The 20,351-nt window shown below is 28.3% G+C and carries 24 protein-coding genes; 4 read left to right on the top strand and 20 right to left on the bottom strand.

Annotated elements, in window-relative coordinates:
- Positions 1–60: 60 nt before the first annotated feature.
- From KGF45_RS17290 to KGF45_RS17200, 19 genes are all read right to left on the bottom strand, one after another.
- On the bottom strand, positions 61–489 hold the full coding sequence (locus KGF45_RS17290) for a DUF1934 domain-containing protein (protein ID WP_413894753.1): 429 nt from the start codon (positions 487–489) through the stop codon (positions 61–63).
- Between the two features lie 17 nt (positions 490–506).
- Positions 507–1,313 carry a glutamate racemase gene (murI, locus tag KGF45_RS17285; protein WP_227828669.1) on the bottom strand — a complete coding sequence of 269 codons (807 nt, stop codon included), beginning with the start codon at positions 1,311–1,313 and terminating at the stop codon, positions 507–509.
- Between the two features lie 201 nt (positions 1,314–1,514).
- Positions 1,515–2,021: a cell wall hydrolase gene (locus KGF45_RS17280; RefSeq protein ID WP_227828668.1), complete on the bottom strand. Its 507-nt coding sequence runs from the start codon at positions 2,019–2,021 to the stop codon at positions 1,515–1,517.
- A gap of 31 nt (positions 2,022–2,052) precedes the next feature.
- The gene (gene spoIIR / locus KGF45_RS17275; RefSeq protein ID WP_227828667.1) at positions 2,053–2,712 is read right to left on the bottom strand and encodes a stage II sporulation protein R; all 660 of its coding nucleotides are present in this window, start codon (positions 2,710–2,712) and stop codon (positions 2,053–2,055) included.
- A gap of 135 nt (positions 2,713–2,847) precedes the next feature.
- Entirely contained in the window at positions 2,848–3,528 is a 681-nt protein-coding gene (locus tag KGF45_RS17270) for a GntR family transcriptional regulator (protein ID WP_227828666.1), read from the bottom strand.
- Positions 3,512–4,402, bottom strand: coding sequence for a 4-(cytidine 5'-diphospho)-2-C-methyl-D-erythritol kinase (gene ispE, locus KGF45_RS17265; RefSeq protein WP_227828665.1), 891 nt, complete (start codon positions 4,400–4,402; stop codon positions 3,512–3,514). The genes KGF45_RS17270 and ispE overlap by 17 nt, the downstream gene beginning before the upstream one ends.
- A 117-nt stretch (positions 4,403–4,519) precedes the next feature.
- The gene (locus KGF45_RS17260) at positions 4,520–6,070 is read right to left on the bottom strand and encodes a DUF3794 and LysM peptidoglycan-binding domain-containing protein (RefSeq protein WP_227437546.1); all 1,551 of its coding nucleotides are present in this window, start codon (positions 6,068–6,070) and stop codon (positions 4,520–4,522) included.
- A 92-nt stretch (positions 6,071–6,162) separates the two neighbouring features.
- Entirely contained in the window at positions 6,163–6,429 is a 267-nt protein-coding gene (locus KGF45_RS17255) for a Veg family protein (RefSeq protein ID WP_009892135.1), read from the bottom strand.
- Positions 6,430–6,576: 147 nt separating this feature from the next.
- Positions 6,577–7,437 (bottom strand): sporulation peptidase YabG, encoded by an 861-nt coding sequence (yabG, locus tag KGF45_RS17250; protein ID WP_227828664.1) that lies wholly within the window; start codon positions 7,435–7,437, stop codon positions 6,577–6,579.
- Positions 7,438–7,520: 83 nt separating this feature from the next.
- The gene (locus KGF45_RS17245; RefSeq protein WP_227828663.1) at positions 7,521–8,459 is read right to left on the bottom strand and encodes a dipeptidase; all 939 of its coding nucleotides are present in this window, start codon (positions 8,457–8,459) and stop codon (positions 7,521–7,523) included.
- 109 nt (positions 8,460–8,568) lie between these two features.
- Complete coding sequence (locus KGF45_RS17240; RefSeq protein ID WP_227437552.1) at positions 8,569–8,730, bottom strand: hypothetical protein; 162 nt, start codon at positions 8,728–8,730, stop codon at positions 8,569–8,571.
- A 9-nt stretch (positions 8,731–8,739) separates the two neighbouring features.
- Positions 8,740–9,237, bottom strand: coding sequence for an SEC-C metal-binding domain-containing protein (locus tag KGF45_RS17235; RefSeq protein WP_227828662.1), 498 nt, complete (start codon positions 9,235–9,237; stop codon positions 8,740–8,742).
- 117 nt (positions 9,238–9,354) lie between these two features.
- Positions 9,355–10,065: a UPF0489 family protein gene (locus KGF45_RS17230; RefSeq protein ID WP_227828661.1), complete on the bottom strand. Its 711-nt coding sequence runs from the start codon at positions 10,063–10,065 to the stop codon at positions 9,355–9,357.
- Positions 10,066–10,223: 158 nt separating this feature from the next.
- Positions 10,224–10,754 (bottom strand): hypothetical protein, encoded by a 531-nt coding sequence (locus tag KGF45_RS17225; RefSeq protein WP_227828660.1) that lies wholly within the window; start codon positions 10,752–10,754, stop codon positions 10,224–10,226.
- Between the two features lie 4 nt (positions 10,755–10,758).
- Complete coding sequence (locus KGF45_RS17220) at positions 10,759–11,001, bottom strand: hypothetical protein (RefSeq protein ID WP_227828659.1); 243 nt, start codon at positions 10,999–11,001, stop codon at positions 10,759–10,761.
- A 15-nt stretch (positions 11,002–11,016) separates the two neighbouring features.
- A complete protein-coding gene (locus KGF45_RS17215; protein ID WP_227828658.1) occupies positions 11,017–12,411 on the bottom strand; it encodes a sodium:solute symporter family protein in 1,395 nt (464 codons plus the stop codon).
- A gap of 213 nt (positions 12,412–12,624) precedes the next feature.
- Positions 12,625–13,878: an MFS transporter gene (locus KGF45_RS17210; RefSeq protein WP_227842928.1), complete on the bottom strand. Its 1,254-nt coding sequence runs from the start codon at positions 13,876–13,878 to the stop codon at positions 12,625–12,627.
- 48 nt (positions 13,879–13,926) lie between these two features.
- Positions 13,927–15,081, bottom strand: coding sequence for a trans-sulfuration enzyme family protein (locus tag KGF45_RS17205; protein WP_227437567.1), 1,155 nt, complete (start codon positions 15,079–15,081; stop codon positions 13,927–13,929).
- 575 nt (positions 15,082–15,656) lie between these two features.
- Positions 15,657–16,226 (bottom strand): recombinase family protein, encoded by a 570-nt coding sequence (locus KGF45_RS17200; RefSeq protein ID WP_227828683.1) that lies wholly within the window; start codon positions 16,224–16,226, stop codon positions 15,657–15,659.
- A 201-nt stretch (positions 16,227–16,427) separates the two neighbouring features.
- Between KGF45_RS17200 and KGF45_RS17195 the strand changes: the two genes are divergently transcribed.
- Positions 16,428–16,655, top strand: a complete 228-nt coding sequence (locus tag KGF45_RS17195; RefSeq protein ID WP_227437569.1) for a single-stranded DNA-binding protein — start codon at positions 16,428–16,430, stop codon at positions 16,653–16,655.
- Between the two features lie 221 nt (positions 16,656–16,876).
- Here KGF45_RS17195 and KGF45_RS17190 read toward each other — a convergent pair whose 3' ends face one another.
- The gene (locus tag KGF45_RS17190; RefSeq protein ID WP_227828656.1) at positions 16,877–17,620 is read right to left on the bottom strand and encodes an RsiV family protein; all 744 of its coding nucleotides are present in this window, start codon (positions 17,618–17,620) and stop codon (positions 16,877–16,879) included.
- Between the two features lie 168 nt (positions 17,621–17,788).
- On the opposite strand from KGF45_RS17190, the gene KGF45_RS17185 reads away from it, so the two are divergent.
- Genes KGF45_RS17185 through KGF45_RS17175 form a run of 3 tightly spaced genes read left to right on the top strand, consistent with a single transcriptional unit; the run spans position 17,789 to position 20,204 of the window.
- Entirely contained in the window at positions 17,789–18,661 is an 873-nt protein-coding gene (locus KGF45_RS17185; protein WP_227828655.1) for a class I SAM-dependent methyltransferase, read from the top strand.
- Positions 18,661–19,326: an RluA family pseudouridine synthase gene (locus KGF45_RS17180; protein ID WP_227828654.1), complete on the top strand. Its 666-nt coding sequence runs from the start codon at positions 18,661–18,663 to the stop codon at positions 19,324–19,326. The genes KGF45_RS17185 and KGF45_RS17180 overlap by 1 nt, the downstream gene beginning before the upstream one ends.
- A 20-nt stretch (positions 19,327–19,346) precedes the next feature.
- Positions 19,347–20,204 carry a MerR family transcriptional regulator gene (locus tag KGF45_RS17175; protein WP_227828653.1) on the top strand — a complete coding sequence of 286 codons (858 nt, stop codon included), beginning with the start codon at positions 19,347–19,349 and terminating at the stop codon, positions 20,202–20,204.
- Positions 20,205–20,351: the final 147 nt, after the last annotated feature.

The raw sequence follows: 20,351 nt of genomic DNA, 5'->3' as shown, positions 1-20,351 counted from the left end.
TTAAATAAAAGGTAGTTTTTTCACTACCTTTATAAAATTTCTGGAAAATAGCTATAGTTATTATTTAATATCTATGTATATATCTATTTTGTTTCTACCTAAAAATAAATCTTGTATCTTTATATTATAGTCTATTTTCAATTTTATGTGTTCCCCTTCTTGTATATTTATATCCAATTCTCTTGTGTCAATATCAATTAATAAGGTACCTTGTGGGGTTACATATTTTGTAGTACTACTTTCTCCACACTTAAACATCATGGTTGAATTAATAGAACCAAACTTTTTAATACTAACTTCATTTTTAAGTATTTTTATAGTATTAGTTATTTCTATATTTTCTTCTTTTTCCTTGTAAATAACATATATTCCATCATTTTTATAAAAAATTTTACCAAAAGCAGTCATCTCTATGGTGTCCATATTTCCTTTTTCATCATATTGTCTAGTATTTATACTTATTTTTACACTCAACGATTTTTCCTCCATAGACTTCTTCATATAAACTAATATTTTTGTATCTCCACTTTTTGAATTTTATCAATTTTTTTCTTTAAAAATTCTTTCGCTATATCTGAAAATTTTTCATGTATATCTGATACATAATATTGATAAATTCCATGAGCTTCTGTGCTATTTATAATATTTCGTTCTTCTAAAATCTTTTTTAAATCTTTAGCTGTCTCTTTAGCTGGATTAACCAATTTTATGTGTTCTCCAACCTCTTCACCTATTGTTCTCTTTAAAATAGGATAATGAGTACATCCTAATACTAAAGAGTCTATATTCTTATCTTTTAATTCTTGTAGATATATCTTTGCTGTTAATTTAGCTACTTCTGTATTTGCCCATCCTTCTTCAACAATTGGTACAAATAAAGGGCATGCTTTATTAACAATTTCTATATTTTTATCTATTTTAGATATTTCTAAATTATATGCCTTTGAACTTATAGTTCCTTCTGTTCCAATTATACCTACAATCTTGTTTTTAGTGGAGCTTACAGCTGTCCTAGCGCCTGCTTCTATAACACCTATTATTGGTATATCATATTTTTCTTGAGCCTCTTTTAAACTTCTCGCAGTAGCAGTATTACAAGCTATAACTATAGCTTTTACATCTTTAGTTTTTAAAAAATTTATAGCTTGAAAAGTATATTTAATTATAGTTTCCTTAGATCTCGAACCATATGGTATTCTAGCAGTATCTCCAAAATATATTATATCCTCATTTGGTAATATCTTCATTATTTCTTTCAAAACCGTCAATCCGCCTAATCCCGAATCAAAAACTCCTATTGGTTTATTGCTCATTTTTATACAACACCTACTTTACATTTTTGTGTTTAACAACATCTTATTTATCGCTAAAATTTATTTTTATATTCACAGTTAATATATTATTACCTAAATGATTATTATAGTTTATTTTAAACAAAAAATAAAGGAGCTATCTCAAATTAGAAAATAATTTCTAGAAAAAGACAACTCCTTTCAGTACTCAAAAATTTAAATTTATTTTGCAAACACATGATTCCCTATTCTCATATATGGATTTAGTCTATTTATCCATTTGCAAGTGGCTATTTCTGGATTCCAGAAATATACTGCTTTATTTGTTGGGTCAGTTCCATAAAGAGCTTCTTTAGCTGCTTTACATGCTGAATCTGTTGGTGTCTTGTTTATTGAACCATCAAGCACAACTGAGAAAGCATTTTTCTGATATATAACTTCCTCTATTGAATCTGGAAACCTAGGGTCCAATACTCTGTTTATTACTACAGCTGCTACAGCAACCTGTCCCTCATAGCTTTCTCCTCTAGCTTCACCTGCAACCAATTTAGACAGTAACATTAAATCATTATTAGATAAATTTATTACTTCCTTCTTTGCTACATTTTGTTCTTGTTTATTTACTTTCTTAACTGTCTCTGTTGGCTCATCTGCAAATACCTCTTTAATAGGCATAAATATATAGGTTAAGGCTAGTAATATAGCTATCAGTTTACTCCACCTGTCCATGATTAAAACCACTCCTTATAATTTTATTTTTTTAAAATTTTTCTTCTAAATCCTTTACTACTTCAATTACTTTAAACTTGATTTTTACTTTACTTGTTTTCTTTGGTGTGTCTTGTTTTATTAGCTTATATTCCTTGTCAGTTAAAACTTCTTTTAACTTATCATCTGTAGATTTATCTATAACACCATTAGACTCATCAACAAAGCATAATGGAGGAAACATAACACACCACCAGTTCTTTCCTTCACCTTTTCCAATTATAATTTTTAGTGCTTTATATTCACCTGCTGGAAGAACTATATTAGAATATTGCTTTGTAGGAAAGTTACTATATTGTATACCTACCTTTACACTGTAATTATATCCATTTTCGAGAATAATATTTTTACTTATTTCTTCCAAATTACTATATTCTTTTTTTATAATAGCTTCACTTTCCTCTATACTTTTTGAGTTTTGTAGCTTTGGCTGTAAATATTTTATTACTTCATCCCTAACTTTTAATTTAAGTTCTTGATCTTCATCTGTATTACTATTTGCTATAACATGAAATCTTATTAATTTATCTTTATAGTCTTTTGATATATTATCAACTTTTTTTACTTCACCATTTATTACTATCGTCATTATTGATATGACTGATATAAGACTTAATATTAATATTCCCAATCTAACCTTAATTTTTCTCATTGAAAAGTCCCCCTCAAGATAAATTTATATCATCAATTATGTCCAATTAAATTTAATTTATTCATAATATTTTTCAATATCAATAAAAAAACTACTTTGAAATGATTATAACCATTTCAAAGTAGTTTTTAAATTTTATAAGTCTTTATTCATCATAGCCTTATCTATCATAAATTGCTCTGCTTTTTCTATATGCTCTGTAGCATATTTCTTCGACAATTCACTATCACCTTTGATTATGGCATCAAGTAAAAATCTATGTTCTTCAACAATATTAAGTGATGAGTCGTAATCAGACATATAAGTAACTCTAAACCTATACACTTGTTCCCATAAGGAGTTTATCAATTGGATTAATTTTTTATTGTTTGTTGCTTTAAATATACATTCATGAAATTCTACATCTTGTTTCAATAGTGCATCTAAATCTGATTCTAAAATGCTTTTTTTTAACGCTTCTGATATATCTTTAAGTTTTTTTATATCATCATCACTAATTCTTTCAGCAGCAAGAGACGCTGCTAAACCTTCTAAGCTTGCTCTTACTTCTAATACATCTAGAAGATCCTTTAAAGACATATTTGCTACATATGCACCTTTTCTAGGTAACATAACAACTAAACCTTCTAATTCAAGCTTTCTTATTGCCTCTCTTACTGGAGTTCTACTTACGCCTAATTGTTCTGCTAGTTGTACTTCCATCAGCCTTTGACCAGGCTTTAATTTCCCTTCTAAGATTGCCTCTCTTAAATTTTCGAAGACTACATCTCTTAATGGCTTGTAATTATCCAAGTTTAGTTTAGTTAAATTCTCCACAAATTTCAACCCCTTTTTGACTGCTGTTAACAACATATACCTGTTTATATTTTTTTAATAATTCTTTTTTTCCAATTAGAGCGTCTTCTTTACTTTCAAATAATCCAAAAACTGTAGGACCACTGCCACTCATCATAGAACCTAAAGCATTATTTTTCATCATAACTTGCTTTATATTATTTATTTCTTCATATTTACTTATAGTAACATTTTCAAGAACATTTATCATATTTTCTGATACAGCTCTTATATCTTCTGAATTTAAACACTCCATCAAATATTTATTATTGGGTCTTTTTTTAATATTATTCAAGTCTAATCCTTGATAAACTTCTTTTGTAGAAACAAATAATTCTGGTTTACATATTAAAATACTTATATCACATGGTAAACCTTTAATATCTGTTAGTTTTTCTCCAACACCTTGAGCTAAAGCAGGCCTTCCTGATATACAAAATGGAACATCTGCTCCTAAATTAAATCCTATTTCTTTTAATTCATCTTCAGATAACTCAAGTTTCCATAATTCATTTAATCCTACTAATACTGCGGCGGCATTGGAACTTCCTCCAGCCATCCCTGCTGCTACAGGAATATTTTTTTCTATGAATACTTCTACACCTTTTTTTATATTAAATTTATTCTTAATTATTTTGGCAGCTTTATAAACAATATTATCTTCATCTAAAGGAATATCTAAACTAGTGCTTTTTACCTTTATTTCATCTTTATCTAATCCTTTTATTTTTACTATATCGTATAAATCTATCGTTTGCATTATCATTTCAACAAAATGATAACCGTCTTGCCTTTTTCCTAAGACATCAATGGATAAATTTATTTTTGCTCTGCTCTTTAGTTTTATAAAATCCATTCTATCCTCCTTGTTTAAAGAATAATGCATCACTAACAATAATATTATACTACAAAAAATAAAATAATAGGGTATTATAATACCCTATTATACTTAATTACTTTAAATTTTTTAATATTAATCTACTAATACGACTTTTTTTTCTAAAATAAGACACTTACCAGGCTTAATTGCTTCGTCAAGTTTTATATCATTAAGTTCTGCAATTTCATTTTCTGTTGTATTGTATTTTTTTGCAATATTCCAGAAAGTATCTCCTTCTTTACATATATATACAATTATACTTGGGGCTTTAGATAAATCATACACACCTTGATCTTCACCTTTAACAATAAAGCTTTCTGCCTTTTTATCTAATGCTTCAGTAAATCTTTTGATTTTTATAACTAAATCTATTTGGTCTCTATTTAAATCAACTTCAATTTTATCAATACATGCTGTATTAAAAACAGATGCTGTATCAGTTAAATTATCCATCTCTATATCATGCTCAAATGGAATTTCTTCACTAATTTTATAAACTAACTTTAGCCCTTCAACTGGAATAAATAAAATTTCAACTTTTATAATCCCTTGTATAATACTTTTATTTCCTTCAATGTAGCTATTTTCTATAGACATAGTTGGACAAACGCTTACAATATCTTTTATTTGTATATCATCATTATCATTTCTTATTCCTTCTCTAACCATAAATGTTTCTTCACTATTTCTCAAAGTCTTATTTAGTTGAATAGGTTTATGGTCAAATTTTATTATCTTTTGAGGAGAGTATGCATCTTGTAATACCTCTCTTGTCACTTCATCTGTAACTTTTACCTTGCAACAAGCCATACAATCTATTTCTAATAGACCTGTATTACTTTCACTATTTTGTTTAAAAATATGATTAAAGTCTGACATGGACAATAATACTTCCTCAGTCATGCCATCACTCACTCCAGGAACTTCTACAAACTGAGTAAACTCTATACCCACTCTATCTAACTCTACAAGTTCACCCTCATATGTACAAGCCAATGGATTTATTTCTAACACTCCACCAATAATAACCTTATTATCAGTTACTCTACTTTCTTTTACTTTAACACAAGGATTTAAGCTTATTATAGATTGAATTTCTTCTGTATTTATAGTTATAGTGTCTCTTATAGAACTTTCTGCTTTTTCTATTCCCACTATATCTTGAAAACAAATTTCCTTTCTATGCTTTTGTATGCCTTCTACCTGTGCTACATCCTTTACAATATCTAATCTTTGTTTTTCAAATAAACTTCCTCTTATATTCATAAGAGCTCCTACTTTAATCTTTCTCTCATTCATTATAGTGCAGTCCATATGCTCTACCTCTGAAAATAACATGTATTCCATATCTTGCATAACATTATCTTTTTCTATTACTTCGTTTATATCCACTTTTCCATCTACATTAGAAACAGTATTTTTATCGTCTGCGATGTAAATTACGTTGTAATTAAAACTTCCTCTACAAAGTATCTTTCCGTCTGCTATCTCAATTTTTTTAAGTGATATGTAACCCTCAGTCTTTACAATCTCATATACATCTAGTTTCTTGTCTGGCACTACTGCTTCTGCCTCAATAAATGTTTGAAATTTCCCAAAGTCTATTCTATTGTCAATTTTAATTACATCTTTAATTAATTCCATAGTTTACCCCCTTAAGTATTATAAAAGTATCACACTATATTTATATTTAAGGAGCAAAAAAAAAATTACACCTATTTTTAATAGGTATAATTTTAACTTATTTGTAATTTATCTTGATCTCTAAAAACTTGCAACTTTACATTAGATGTTAATAAATCTGAGTAACTATAAGATACCCTAGGATATCCATTACTTTCATCATCTAATTTTATAACAAACACGCTTGGATAAACTTTTTCTAGTATACCCTCTTTTGTAATAATCTGCTTTCTTCCTTTATTAGCTTTCAACAATATCTTCTTTCCTATATGTCTTTCTAAGCTTACTCTTATCTTATCTAGAGTTTGAACAGTAGCCACAATATCACCTTCTTTAACGTTTATATGTTTACATAATATCACATATAAACATTTTTGTCAAACGTTTAAACTAATTATTTTATATATTTTTTGCAAAAATGTCAATACTATTTTTGAATATATACAGTATAATTATGTTAATTTTTGTTAATGCAATATTGTTTTTGGCATTGCCCATCTAAATTTCCCTCTTGTTTCAGAGCCACCAATACCCTTAACACCTGTGATAGTCTGCTCTATAACCTCATCAATAGGTACTACTACATCAATTCTTGAACATGCAATTTTTTCTACTACAAAAACAGGGTCTAAAGCATGTATCATTATTCTACCAGGGGAACTTGCATAATTCGCTCCTGCATTTATTATTTTTTCATAATTTGACTGACATGCACCTGCAAATATTACAAGATTATCCAAATTTGGTTGCCATTTACGCGCTTCTTTAACTGTTTTCATAAAATTTAAAGAGTTTCTATAGTTATTCATATCTTCTATATCTCCTCTTTTTATTGTCATTGCATCATGTCCTGTAATTACTAGTATATCCGGATTATATTTTTCTAGTAATGCTCTTATTTCTTTATGCTGATTTTGCTCTGAAACTGCTACTCCTACTGCAGGTATTCCAAGTTGAGCATATACATCCAAACAAATTTTTAAATACTCTTTATCTCCATCTATTTGTAGTACTTTTCCAGGCATCCCATATGTGTTAGAATTTAATTGAAGTTTTGGAACTGCCCTTGTCATCTTTTTCTGTCTCTCTTTAGCCTTTCTTACTGACTTATATAATAAATTTTCTACATTTTTATCTATTAATATATCTTTTATATCAGGTGCTTTTACTAATTCAAGGTCATCAATATAAGCATCTGCTATTACTCTAAATGCAATTCCTTTTAGTATAGCTATTTTTTCATTATTTTCATCTACACCAAAAGAGACTATTTTAAATACAATATCTTTGTTATGTGACTTTCTAGCTACAATGTCTCCTACCTTCATAGTTAAACCTCCAATAAATTTTTATCTTAGTTTATACTATGTTCGATATAAAACTTTGTTTCCTAATGTCAAAAAAACATTTCTTATAACACTTCTTTTATTACCCTTAAAGCGTTTTTATAGTATATTTTTTCTATTTCATCTTCACTAAATCCTTCTTTTTTTAGAGGTTCATATAATTTACCCATTTGAGATATATCTTCAATCTCAACCTTTGAATGTATTCCATCGAAATCTGAGCCTAAAGCTACAACATCAATTCCTCCAACATTTACAATATGTTTTATATGTCTAACCATATCTTCAAGCTTACTTTCACTTTTATCACTTAAAAACAAGTGGAAGAAGTTTATTCCTGTAACCCCACCCTTATTAGCCAACACTTTAATCATATCATCAGTTAGGTTTCTAGTATGATTCATCATTGCTCTTGAATTTGAATGTGTAGCTATTATTGGTTTAGAAGATATTTTTGCAATTTCATAAAATCCACCATCTGAAATATGAGAAATATCAACTAGCATACCTAGTTCATTCATCTTATGTACAACTTCTCTACCAAAATCTGTAAGACCTTTTTCTCTATACTCTATCTTATTATGAGGAAAACTTAACTCATTCACATGATTCCAACTTATTGTCATCATTCTAACACCTAAATCATAAAACTTCTTTAAGTTTTCTATTCTACCTTCAAGTACTGCCCCTTCCTCTATAGATAAAAGTGCTGTAAGTTTATTCTCTGATTGATTTTTCATAATTTCTTCATAGTTAGTAGCTAGAGCTATTACATCACTATTTTTTTTCATTTCTTTATGAAATTTATCTGCCATACTCATACAGTAATCAAAAGGATGTTTTACTTCTTCAGTATCAACAAAAAGAGCAAATGTTTGAGCCAATGAATCCCCTTTTTTCAACCTGTCTATATCAACAGAATATTTGTTAGTTTTAAGTTCACTTGTTTCCACATTTTCCATTAATTTTGCTATAGTATCACAATGTAAATCAATAAATTTCATATTTATACCCCCTGTATATTTTATATTTATATCTAAAAATAGAAATAGTTGTCCTTATAGACAACTATTGACAACTATTTTTTAATATTCTTTTTAGTGTTACTTAATTTTATTCCTCTTTTAGGTTAGGTATTACTTTTTTAACTTCTTCAATTTGATGCCATGTTTTATCTATACTATTTTCACTAATATATTTTTTTAAATCAGTTAAAGATGTAAAATCTTTAACTGATAAATTGTCATCATCATCTGCAAATCTTAAAATAAACATAAGATTACCTTACTTTCCACAACATTTCTTATATTTTTTACCACTTCCACATGGGCATGAATCATTTCTTCCTATTTTTGCTTCTTTAACTACTGTTTTAGATTTTTTGTATGCTTTTATTATTTCTTTTCTTTGGTCTGCTGGTAATATTTCTTCCCAACCTTGTAAATTATATAGCCAATGAGCCTCAACAGTTACCATATTGTTATATAATTTTTCCCAATCTATTTTTATAGAAACTTCTTTATCAGCTTCTACATCTTCTAAAACTATATCTTCTTTTAAACTCTCACTTATTCCATCTATGAATCCCATGAAAAATTCATTAGTAGTTCCAAATTTCTCAGCTAATTCACTTACTTTACCTTCAACAACATCCATTTTATTATTTAATATTTCATTGTATATTCCAGCTTCAACTTTTAAATATTCTTCCCAGAATTTTACCTCTGTTTCTTGATTCTCGTGGTTATCACTTAAATTTCTCCATTCAGTATATAAACTCATACTTTTTTCCTCCTAAGTATATCTATATTTTTTTAGTTTTTTTATAGTATAAAATCTTTTAGTTAGATTGGAAGTTTCTTCTTTTTGATTATACCATATTCTATTTAAAGTTAACTCTTACATTATATCATAATTAAACAATTCTTTTAATACTTTTATAGCATACTCTTGGTTTATAAAGTAAGGACTAGTAGCAATTGTTACAACTTTAGCCTTTTTAATTAGATTTTTTATCTTTTCTAGTTTAAAATCAAATGGTATATAGTCCATATCCTCTGAAAATATATCTAAATCTATATCAAGAACAAACTCTGGCTCTATATCTAAATCAAAGCCATATGAGCTATCTATTATTATTAATTCTGAAAATATACTATGTTTTAATGCTGGTTTTATAAAACTTCCTACATTTAAAACCTCATTTGTATACCTAAATACATCCTCCAGATTATTTATATCTACATTGTAGTTTTTAGGCTCTCTAGTATCCTTATGCTGGTCTACATGTACTAGTTTACATCCTCTTGTGAATTCATTTGCCATCATAGATTTTATCCAAAAATAAAATGCATGGTTATGATTATCAAAAACATATATTCTTTTATTTCCCAGGACATATTCGACCATATTTTCCAATCCTTTTGCTTTTATCTCTTTATTTTCATCAATTTCATTAAATACTACTTTATTTCCCAATTTCACATCATCCAGTGTTCCACTTATTAGTTTTGGAACATATATACTCTTATTTTCTCTTTCTTCATATGAAAATACATTATTTCCTACTGGTTTTTCTATATAAAATCCTGTATATTTATAGTTTGTCATAAGAAAATTTCCTCCATTATTATAATCTATATACATTAAAATCACTTATTATAAATTAGGTTATCTAATATAGAAGCTACTTTGTATATAACTAAATATTATCTCTTCTCTCAATATGTATTATACAATAAGTGTAAAATATATTTATATAAAATATCTTACATTCCTATAACAAAGCCATCTGCTTCAATTGGCAAGTAACTTACTCTTGTATTTAATTCCACTTTTCCAAAGAATACTACCCAGTATGGTCTAAAGATACTTTCAATTTTAACTATCTCAATCTCTGGTATTCCCCCCATAAACCTGTGACTTAATCTTATAGCCATTTTATTTGCCTTTGCTTTTACCCTTCTCTCATCCTTATCACTATATTGTATGATGTCATTATCTACATTTTTTACAATTTCAGATACTGGTAATTCTTGTACTATACTACCAGCACCTGTAGAGCCATTTACTAAAATATTTAATTCATTTATATTGCTAGCTTGTTTTTTTTTCATGAAAGGAGATTTATTTTGATAAATTTTAAGTGTAACGACTTTAAACTCTATATAATGAAGTCTAACTTCATGAACTTCTTTATTTTTTAATATCAACATACTTAATAAGGAATTCTTTCCACTTTTTGCTATATCTATAGCTTCATCTTTTGTAATTTTTATAGGCAATGCTCTTATATCCATAAAATCATTCCCTTTCCTCTTTTTTTCTTGTCATTTTGAATACTCTATATAGATAATCAAAAAATATTATAACTACTGCTATCATAACTCCATATGGGATTATCTTTCCAACTATAATATCATTTTTAGTTACTATACCATAAAATATAAATCCTGTTATTAAGAAGTATAATAGGACTAAAAAACCATCTATACCAATCCATTTTATTTCCAAATCTTTTTTTACTTTAGAGACCAATTTAGACATAATAACTACTCCTTTTTATAGATTATTTTGTGTATTTAAATTTTCGCCTATTCTATTTCCTATTGTCCATGCAATAAATGAAAGAGGGATGGCTATAACAAGAGGCTCTAATTCAAAACTTTGAACTGGAAACATTTTAAAATAACCAAAAGTTACTCCACCTACAATCATTCCCAAAATACCGCCCATAGATGTTCTTCTTCCATTACCAAGAAGTCCTCCTACTATAGGTACAAATGCTGAACCCATCCAAATACTTCCTACAAATATACATGCATCATATACATTTTCAAATCTAAACGCCACACTAAGTCCCATAACTGCCGCTAAACATACACCTACTCTAGTAAGTTTAACTAATTGCTTTTGAGATAATTCTTTTTTAGTAATTCTTCCATATATATCATTTGCTAAAGTGGCTCCTGCTGCTAGATAATAACTATCTAGTGTTGATATTATTGAACCTAAAATTCCTATTATAAATATTACTCTTATACCTTCTGGCAATGTATTTAAAACTAAAGTTATATATCCAGCTGCTGGAGCCATTTCTGGATAAGTGGCTCTAACTATAAGACCTGTCATAGTTAACACCATGTCAAAACATATCCACAGAGAAAAACAAGTCAACAAGGCTCTCCTACCAACTTTTGGAGAATCTGCTGCCGAAAACCTTTGATAGAAAGTTGGGTCTGAATAAGCTCCAAATGAATATACTATTAACATCAATGCTTTCATTGCTGACATACCTTTTGTAGGATGCATTAGCTGAGGTGCATCTTTAAGTGCTTCTGTAAGACCTTGAAAACCACCTATTTGGTCAAATTGACCTGGCATGACCATAGTTAGACCAAATACCATGCAGAAAAACAATACCATATCTGTAATGGCAACTCCCATAAGACCACCAAGAACTGTCAATATAACTACTACCACTACCATTATAAACCCTATTAGTTGTTTATCAATTCCCCAAGCTACATTACCTATAGTTCCCATAGCTGTTATTTCTCCAAGTTGTGCACAATATATAAACATTAAAACTGCTCCAATTATAGCAACTTGCTTTCCATAAAAACTTTCTAATAAATCAGGAACTGTTATATTAGTTCTTATATGAATTCTTGGTCCAACCCACAATGCTAAAGGCATTCTTCCAATGTGTGCAGCTATTGACCATACTGCCCATGCAGATATCCCATATATAGCTGCATACTCTACACTACCAACTGTACCAACTCCACCATACCAAGAGGCAACCAAAGTACCTACTATCAAAGACCATGGTAAACTTCGATTTCCTAGGTAATAACTTTCCATATCTTTTACATTTCTAGAAAAATAATAGCCTATCCCTAACAATAGAAATGCAAATATAATTATAATTCCATTTTCCCATAATGCTAACATATCTACTCTCCATATTCTTATTATTGTCTTAATTTTCTATTTTAATATTTAAATGGTTACTGTCATTTTTTAATTAAACTTACTTTATACCACATGTTATAAAGTTATTTTATAATTATGAAATCTCTAAACTGAAACTATTTCTTATTTTAAACATGAACAACTCTACCCATTTTTAAAAATAGGTAGAGTTATATAAATAATTATAAGTATTTAAGCAATTTTATTATTCAAGTTTTTATTTTCTTTTTTATTTATTTTATTTAAAGCATAAGTGGCAAATATACCTATAACTGCACACACTACAGATAAAATAAATATATACGTATATCCTGTTTGTCCATATTTATCTAACCAGTTACCTGCAACTGTATAGTAAAATGCATCTGGAGAAAATCCTATAAATGAAGCGAATCCAACTACTGCTCCTGTAGTTTCTAAAGATATATTAGACTCTGAAACAGATGCAAAGTATATACCTCTAAATCCAAATAAGATTACACTTAGTATTATCATATTTATTACAGCTATCCATATAAGTCCTGCACTCTTAGGGATTACTAAGTAAGCTGCTGTACTTATTGTCATTAATATAAACCCTACAAACATTACTCTTATAGATGAACCAACTTTATCTGTTATAACACCTGCAATAGGGGATGCTCCCATTTTTATAACATAAGTTCTAATTATTGATAAAGCTGAAACTAAAGTCATTGGCATTACATAAACTTCTGATAAGTATGGGCTTAAATAAGTTAAACTTGAAAATACTAAATAAGTTGAAAATATTATAAGACCAATCAGCCAAGCTTTTGGCATTGTAACTACTTTTAGTAATGATTTAATACTTAATCCTTCATCTGATGCTCCAGTATCTTTCTTTTCTTCTACTAAGAAGAATAAAAGTATACCACATATTATAGATGCTGCAGAATATAACCATACTACATATTTAAATCCAATAGTTATTTCAGCAAATTTTCCAAAGAAGTAAAGACCTATAAAAGAAATTAACGTACCTGATACCCCTGATAACCCTTCATAAAATCCAAATATTCTTCCTTGTTCTGATTCACTACCCTGCATTCTAACAACCTTAACAGAAGCTGAGAAGAATGTTAATATTGTTGTAAATCCCCATAATACAAATATTAAAAGAATCATGTTGTATGATGGAAATGTTGAGAAGTAAAACCCTAATGCTCCTGAAGCAATTAAAGAAAAAGTTATCAGTTTTCTAACTGAAAACCTATCAGCAAACCATCCACCTATAAAATAAGATACCATTCCTACTAATCCATATAAACTCAATAAGTTCCCTATTTGCGTATGACTCAATGCTAATGCTTGTTGCATTGGATCATAAAATGATGACTTCATATATGGTAAACTATACATGGCTGTTGTTCCAAATGCCAATATGAATATTACCAAAAATCTCTTAACATTATTTTTGTTTTCCATGATTTTCTCTCCTTAAGATTTTAATTTTCTAGTTTTATTTCTATAACTTTATTTTAATTTTTCTATAGCTTGTTTAAAGTCATTTATTATATCATTTGCAGACTCTAATCCTACTGCTATTCTTATTAGATTTTCTCCATTCATTTGAACTAATGTATGTTCTTCTCCTAAACTTGTTGCTATTGTTGCAAGTTCTAAAGAATTCATTAATTTTCTACTAGCTTGGTCTCTTGTTAATCCATTTATTCCATCTTTAAGTTTAAATGAAACTACTCCTCCACCTAAACCATTCATTTGAGTTTTGCAAAGTTCATACTGAGGATGAGTTTTTAGTGCTGGATATTTTACCAATTCTACATTTTCTTCTTGCTCTAAAAACTCTGCTACTGCCAATCCATTTTCACAGTGTTTTTTCATTCTCATATCTAACGTTTTCATACCTCTTAAAATCATCCACGCACTCATTGGTGGTAAAGATGCTCCTGTAAAACAACATAAACTTGGCCATCTCACTAAATCTATTAATTCCTTTGAACCTGCTACAGCTCCCCCTAAAGTATCTCCATGTCCATTTATAAATTTAGTAAGACTATGTATTACTAAGTCTGCACCTAAGTCTATTGGTCTTTGTATAATTGGAGTACCAAAAGTGCTGTCAACAATAGCTAAACTCTTATTTTCATGAGCTATTTCTGCTATTGTTTTTATATCTACTAAATCTAATGATGGATTTAATGGACTTTCTATATAAACTATCTTAGTATTTGATTTCATTGCATCTTTTACATTTTGTGGATTTACTGCATCCACAAACGTAACTTCAACGCCAAATTTAGCCAACAACTCAGACATAAATAATTTAGTATGTGAGAATATTCCATCAGAACTAACTATATGGTCTCCACTTTTTACTAATGCTAATATAGTAGATGTTATTGCTCCCATACCTGATGTACTAGATATAGCACTTTCTGCATTTTCAAGCATAGCTAATTTAGCTTCTAACTCTGTAAGTGTAGGATTACACTCTCTTGTATATACATACCCCCATGTCATACATAACTCTTCAAAATGCTCTACTGTCTTTGCAGCAAATGTTGCTGTTTGACATATTGGAGTAGCTAATGCACCTGTTGTTGGATCTGCACTATGTCCCCAATGTATTATTTTTGTCTCCAAATCTTGATTAATATTATTACTCATTTTAATTCCTCCTGTTTTGACCTATTTATACAACGTTTTCCCTGCCAAATTTCACCAATTCAGCTTTAATTAGTACAAACTTTTTAAGTATACTTTTATATTTGTTATAATTTCTAAAAATCTGACACTTATTTTGCTTTTTTACAGTTTTAATTATAAACTCTATAGTAACTATAGAGTCAATATATTTTTGATATTTTTTTTACAATGTTTAAAAAATTTAACATAAAAAGAGATATGTATTAAAATAAGCTTATTTTAATGCATATCTCTTTTTATATTAAATTTGATTCAATACATAAAACATCAATTTTTTGTTCTCTGTGTAAATTCTTTCATTGTCATTTTCTCATCAAAAGTCTATAGTAATTATACACATTACTATGATTTAACATATGTAATAAAATATACTACATCAAGAAAATTATATACTCTATAAAACTTTATATAAAAATCAAAAAAAGTTTTACTATTTATTATATCCATATATCTGTAAATAAAATTAATTAGAGGCATAAATATATTCAAATCATCCAATTTATTTATACCTCTAATTTTTCATAAGTAAAATCTCATTAAATTGATTTCTTCGCACGAATAAGTGTGCTTTTAGAGATACCAGTCATCTTCACAACCTCTCTATAAGGTTTAGAATTTAATAATCCCAATGCGTATTGTATCTGCTGATTACTATATTTCTTTGGTCTACCATCCTTAAAATCTTTTTTCCTTCTAGCAAATTCTTTTCCCAACTGAGTTCGTTCTATTATCATATTTCTTTCAAGTTCTGCAACTGCAAGTAATGTAGTTAAAAAGAACTTCCCCATTGAAGTATTTTCTAGGAGACCTATATTTAAAATATGGACACTAACTTCTTTAGCAAACAAACCCTCTATCAGTTGTATTCCTTCTGATGTACTTCTAGCCAGTCTATCAAGTTTAGTTGCAACAAGTAAATCTCCCTTTTTTAAAGAAGATATAATTTTTTCAAATTTAGGTCTATTTGTAGTAGTACCTGTATAAGTTTCTTTTATTATTTTGGCATTGTTATACTTGCTTAATATCTCTTGCTGTTGTTGATACAAACTGTTGTTATCTGTCTGATTCTTTGTACTGACACGGCAATATCCATATATAATAATAATCACTTCCTAACGTAAATATTTAATGCAGAAATTTGTAGATATCTGTATCTACATGTCTTTATACATTTTACTAAAACGATTTTTTGGTGTCAATACTGTTAACTTTTGACACCATTATAATTCCTTTATAATTTGTTTGACTATGTCAAAAATTAACAATATAATGAAGTTAATGAAATTATACAAATTGGAGGAAATAATATGAATAGTCTGTTAAATGATGCAATAGATGAGTTAAAAAACATCCATTGTGGAGAGGTTTTTTTATTAAAAGAATTGTTCAAAGGCTATGAATGGAACAGGTTGGAGATGAACATCAGGTTAAAATTAGGAAAACTTTTTTTGTATGAGGTAGTAAGTAATCCCAATTTAAAGGTAGAAGTAATCAATAAAAACTCTGCTTATCAACAAATGTATAAAAAAAAATAGCAACTTAAATATATATAATAATATAATCTTCTTGTTGAGTCAAAAGTTAAAACTTTTAATACAAATTGTACTATATAAATGTTTATCAGTAGGTCTAAGTCTATATAACTAACATATACAAATAGTACTGTTTAAATTATGTTTTTAAGATAGATAAATCTTAACCCTACTCCAGCATAAATCTAGATACACTAAAATAGGGCTCAGAATTATCTATATTTTTATACCATAAAATGCTTAGCTCTTCCTCTTGATTGAATGTATATGTCTGGAGAAATGCAATAAAAACGTTGGTTTATAAAATTTCCAAAATCAGAAAATCTTATCTTAAATTTAGGAATTCCAAAACTTTCAGGTGCTATTTCATCTACACCAAAATAGATAACAAGCCCATCATCTGTAATATAAAATGCCTGATCTACAGGTATAACTAATTCTACATTAGAATAATACATTTCTCTATTTTCATTAATTTCAGATTTTATATAATCAGTTATTATGTTTATATAGTCGACCCCATCTCTAAAAATATCACTTAGTAAAAGTTCTTTTCCATTTGTTAAATCTATATTGTAATTATTTAATGTATTGTATTTAGGCCCAGAACTACCAGCAAATCCCATAAGATTTAATATCATACTTAGTACATAGTTTTTACTAAAAGTAACTGCATAATTAGTAGAAACCCAGTAACTTTGTTTTGGAAGTGAATTTTGAGAAGCTGCATTATTATATTCTTGTTCTTCTTCTTGTAATCCAACCTTAAAATTATTTACAGTCATTTTTACAGCAGAATTTATGTTGTTTAAAATAGGCGGATTTACATAGGTAGATTGATTTCTAATATTGTAAAGAATAGGATATTTTACATCATATGAAAAGTACTTACTTCTGCCAAAGTCTTCATTAAACTGCACATATAATATGTTATATGTACAAGTATTTGTAGCTTGATAATTTTCCATTAAAACTCTCCTCCTCTTATTAAAAAAATCAGATACTATATAATATGTTTAAAAGAGTAATAATGTTAACAATAAATGTAAAGAATAGAAAGTATCTAAAACAGCAAAAAATGACTGATTTTGTGGTATAATACATAGGATTGAGAGTTATTTTATAGGAGGAAAGATATGTTATTATTAGCAGATAAATGGAAAGATTATGAACTTATAGATATGGGAAATGGAGAAAAATTAGAGCGTTGGGGTAAGTATGTACTTAGAAGACCAGATCCACAGGTTGTATGGCCAATGGAGTCTGAATGGGCTCTATGGAAAAACCCTCATGGACATTATCATAGAAGTAATAAAGGTGGAGGTCAATGGGAACACAAAAAAAGATATCCAGAACAATGGACTATAAATTACAAAAACTTAAAATTCCACATTAAACCAACTGGATTTAAACATACTGGATTATTCCCAGAACAAGCAGCCAATTGGGACTGGATGATGGACAAAATCAAAAAAGCTGACAGACCTATAAAAGTATTAAATCTTTTTGCATATACAGGAGGAGCTACAGTAGCATGTGCATCCGCTGGTGCAGAAGTATGTCATGTTGATGCTGCAAAAGGTATGGTCAACTGGGCAAAAGAAAATATAGAGTTATCAGGACTTAAAAATCAAACAGTAAGATTTATAGTAGATGATGTTGTAAAGTTTGTTGAAAGAGAAATAAGAAGAGGTAAGAAATATGATGCAATAATAATGGACCCACCTTCTTATGGAAGAGGACCTAAGGGAGAAGTATGGCAGATAGAAGAAAAATTATATAGCTTTGTGGATTTATGTATGGGTGTTTTATCTGATAATCCTTTATTCTTTCTAATTAATTCTTACACAACAGGCTTCTCTCCAATAGTTCTTGAAAATGTACTATCTACAACAATAGGAAAAAAGGCAAATAATGGAGAAATTTATGGCGGTGAACTAGGAATACCAGCTTCTAGGGATGGTAAAATACTTCCTTGTGGTATATTTGGAAGATGGGAGAACAAATAATGATAAAAGTCATATATGAAGATAACCATTTATTAGTTGTAGAGAAACCTGTAAATGTATTATCTCAAGGAGATGATACCAATGATAAGGACATGGTAAATCTTTTAAAAGACTATATCAAAACAAAGTACAATAAACCTGGAAACGTATATATTGGTTTGGTACATAGATTGGATAGACCAGTAGGTGGAGTCATGGTTTTTGCCAAAACATCAAAAGCTGCCTCAAGATTGTCTGAACAAGTAAGAAATAAGACATTCAAAAAAACCTATATGGCAGTTGTTCATGGTAAAATGAAATCCGATTCAGACATATTAAAAGATTTTTTATATAAAAATAAAAAGACAAATATGGTAAGTGTCGTGAAAAAAAAACATAAAGATGCTAAAGAAGCTGAACTTAGTTATAAAGTATTGGGTTTTAAAGAAAATCTAAGCTTAGTTCAAGTAAACTTAAAAACTGGCCGTTCTCATCAGATAAGAGTTCAATTTGCAACTAGAAAACACCCTTTATATGGAGACCAAAGATATGGCCAAGAAGTAAATAAAATTGGACAACAGATTTCTCTTTGGTCTAATAAAATAGAAATTTGCCATCCAACAACAAAGGAAAAAATGGAATTTATATGTACTCCACCTGATGAATATCCATGGAATATATTCTAAATCTCAAATGAGGTGATTATATGAGTAAAAAGTTTTCAATAGGTGAAATGTCAAAGCTTCACAAAATAAGCATACAAACACTAAGATACTATGACCAAATAGATTTATTTAAACCTGTTCATGTTGATCAAGAAAGCAATTACAGATATTACTCAATTGACCAATTTTCACAATTGGATATTATAAAATACTTAAAGTATCTAGGTATGCCATTAAAAGAAATCAAAGAAAAGTTAGATGAAAACAATGAAGAAATTCTAAAATTATTAACTAATAAGATTAATATAGTAGATGAAAAAATTAAAGAATTAGAACTTATAAAAAAAGTATTAAGTACAAAAAAAGAAACAATGGAAAAAGGTATGAAAGTAGATGAAGTAGGTAAAATAGTAAGAAAACATATTCCAAGAAGAAGTATTTTATCCATAGAATATGAAGAAGGTTTAAGTAGTGAAGAAACTATGGAACTTTCCAGAAGACAAATAGCAAATATACTAGAAGATAATATCTCTGTGTTTTATGGTGGAGTAAGTGGTCTTGTATCTATAGATAAATTCTTAAACGAAGATAAAGTCATCTATGAAAATAGCTTTGTAAATGTTGAAAGAGATTTATTTGATGCTAAATCTCAAAAATATATATCTGAAATTTCAGCTGGTGATTTTATTTGTATGACATATAAAGGTTCTTACAGAGAAAATTATACTGCTTTTAAAAAGTTAGTTGACTATGTTGATTATAAAAGGATACCTATTGAAAATTATATATATGAGATACCTATAATAGACCCTCTATCTACAAACAATGAAGAGGAACTTCTAACCGAAATTCAGATACAGGTTAAAAAGAGGGAAATTGATTTAAGATGTCTAGTATAATCAATTATTATAAAAAAGGGCGTTTCCAAATGATTTTTAAATCATAAATGGAATGCCCTTTTTAAATAATAATTAAAATTTTATAGTTTACACTTGGAAAATAATATGAAATGTTTTATTATATATCTATATACCTTATAATACGAG

The sequence above is a fragment of the Clostridioides sp. ZZV14-6154 genome, assembly GCF_020657785.1.
GTDB lineage: Bacteria > Bacillota > Clostridia > Peptostreptococcales > Peptostreptococcaceae > Clostridioides.
This window is presented reverse-complemented; position numbering and strand designations above follow the sequence as displayed.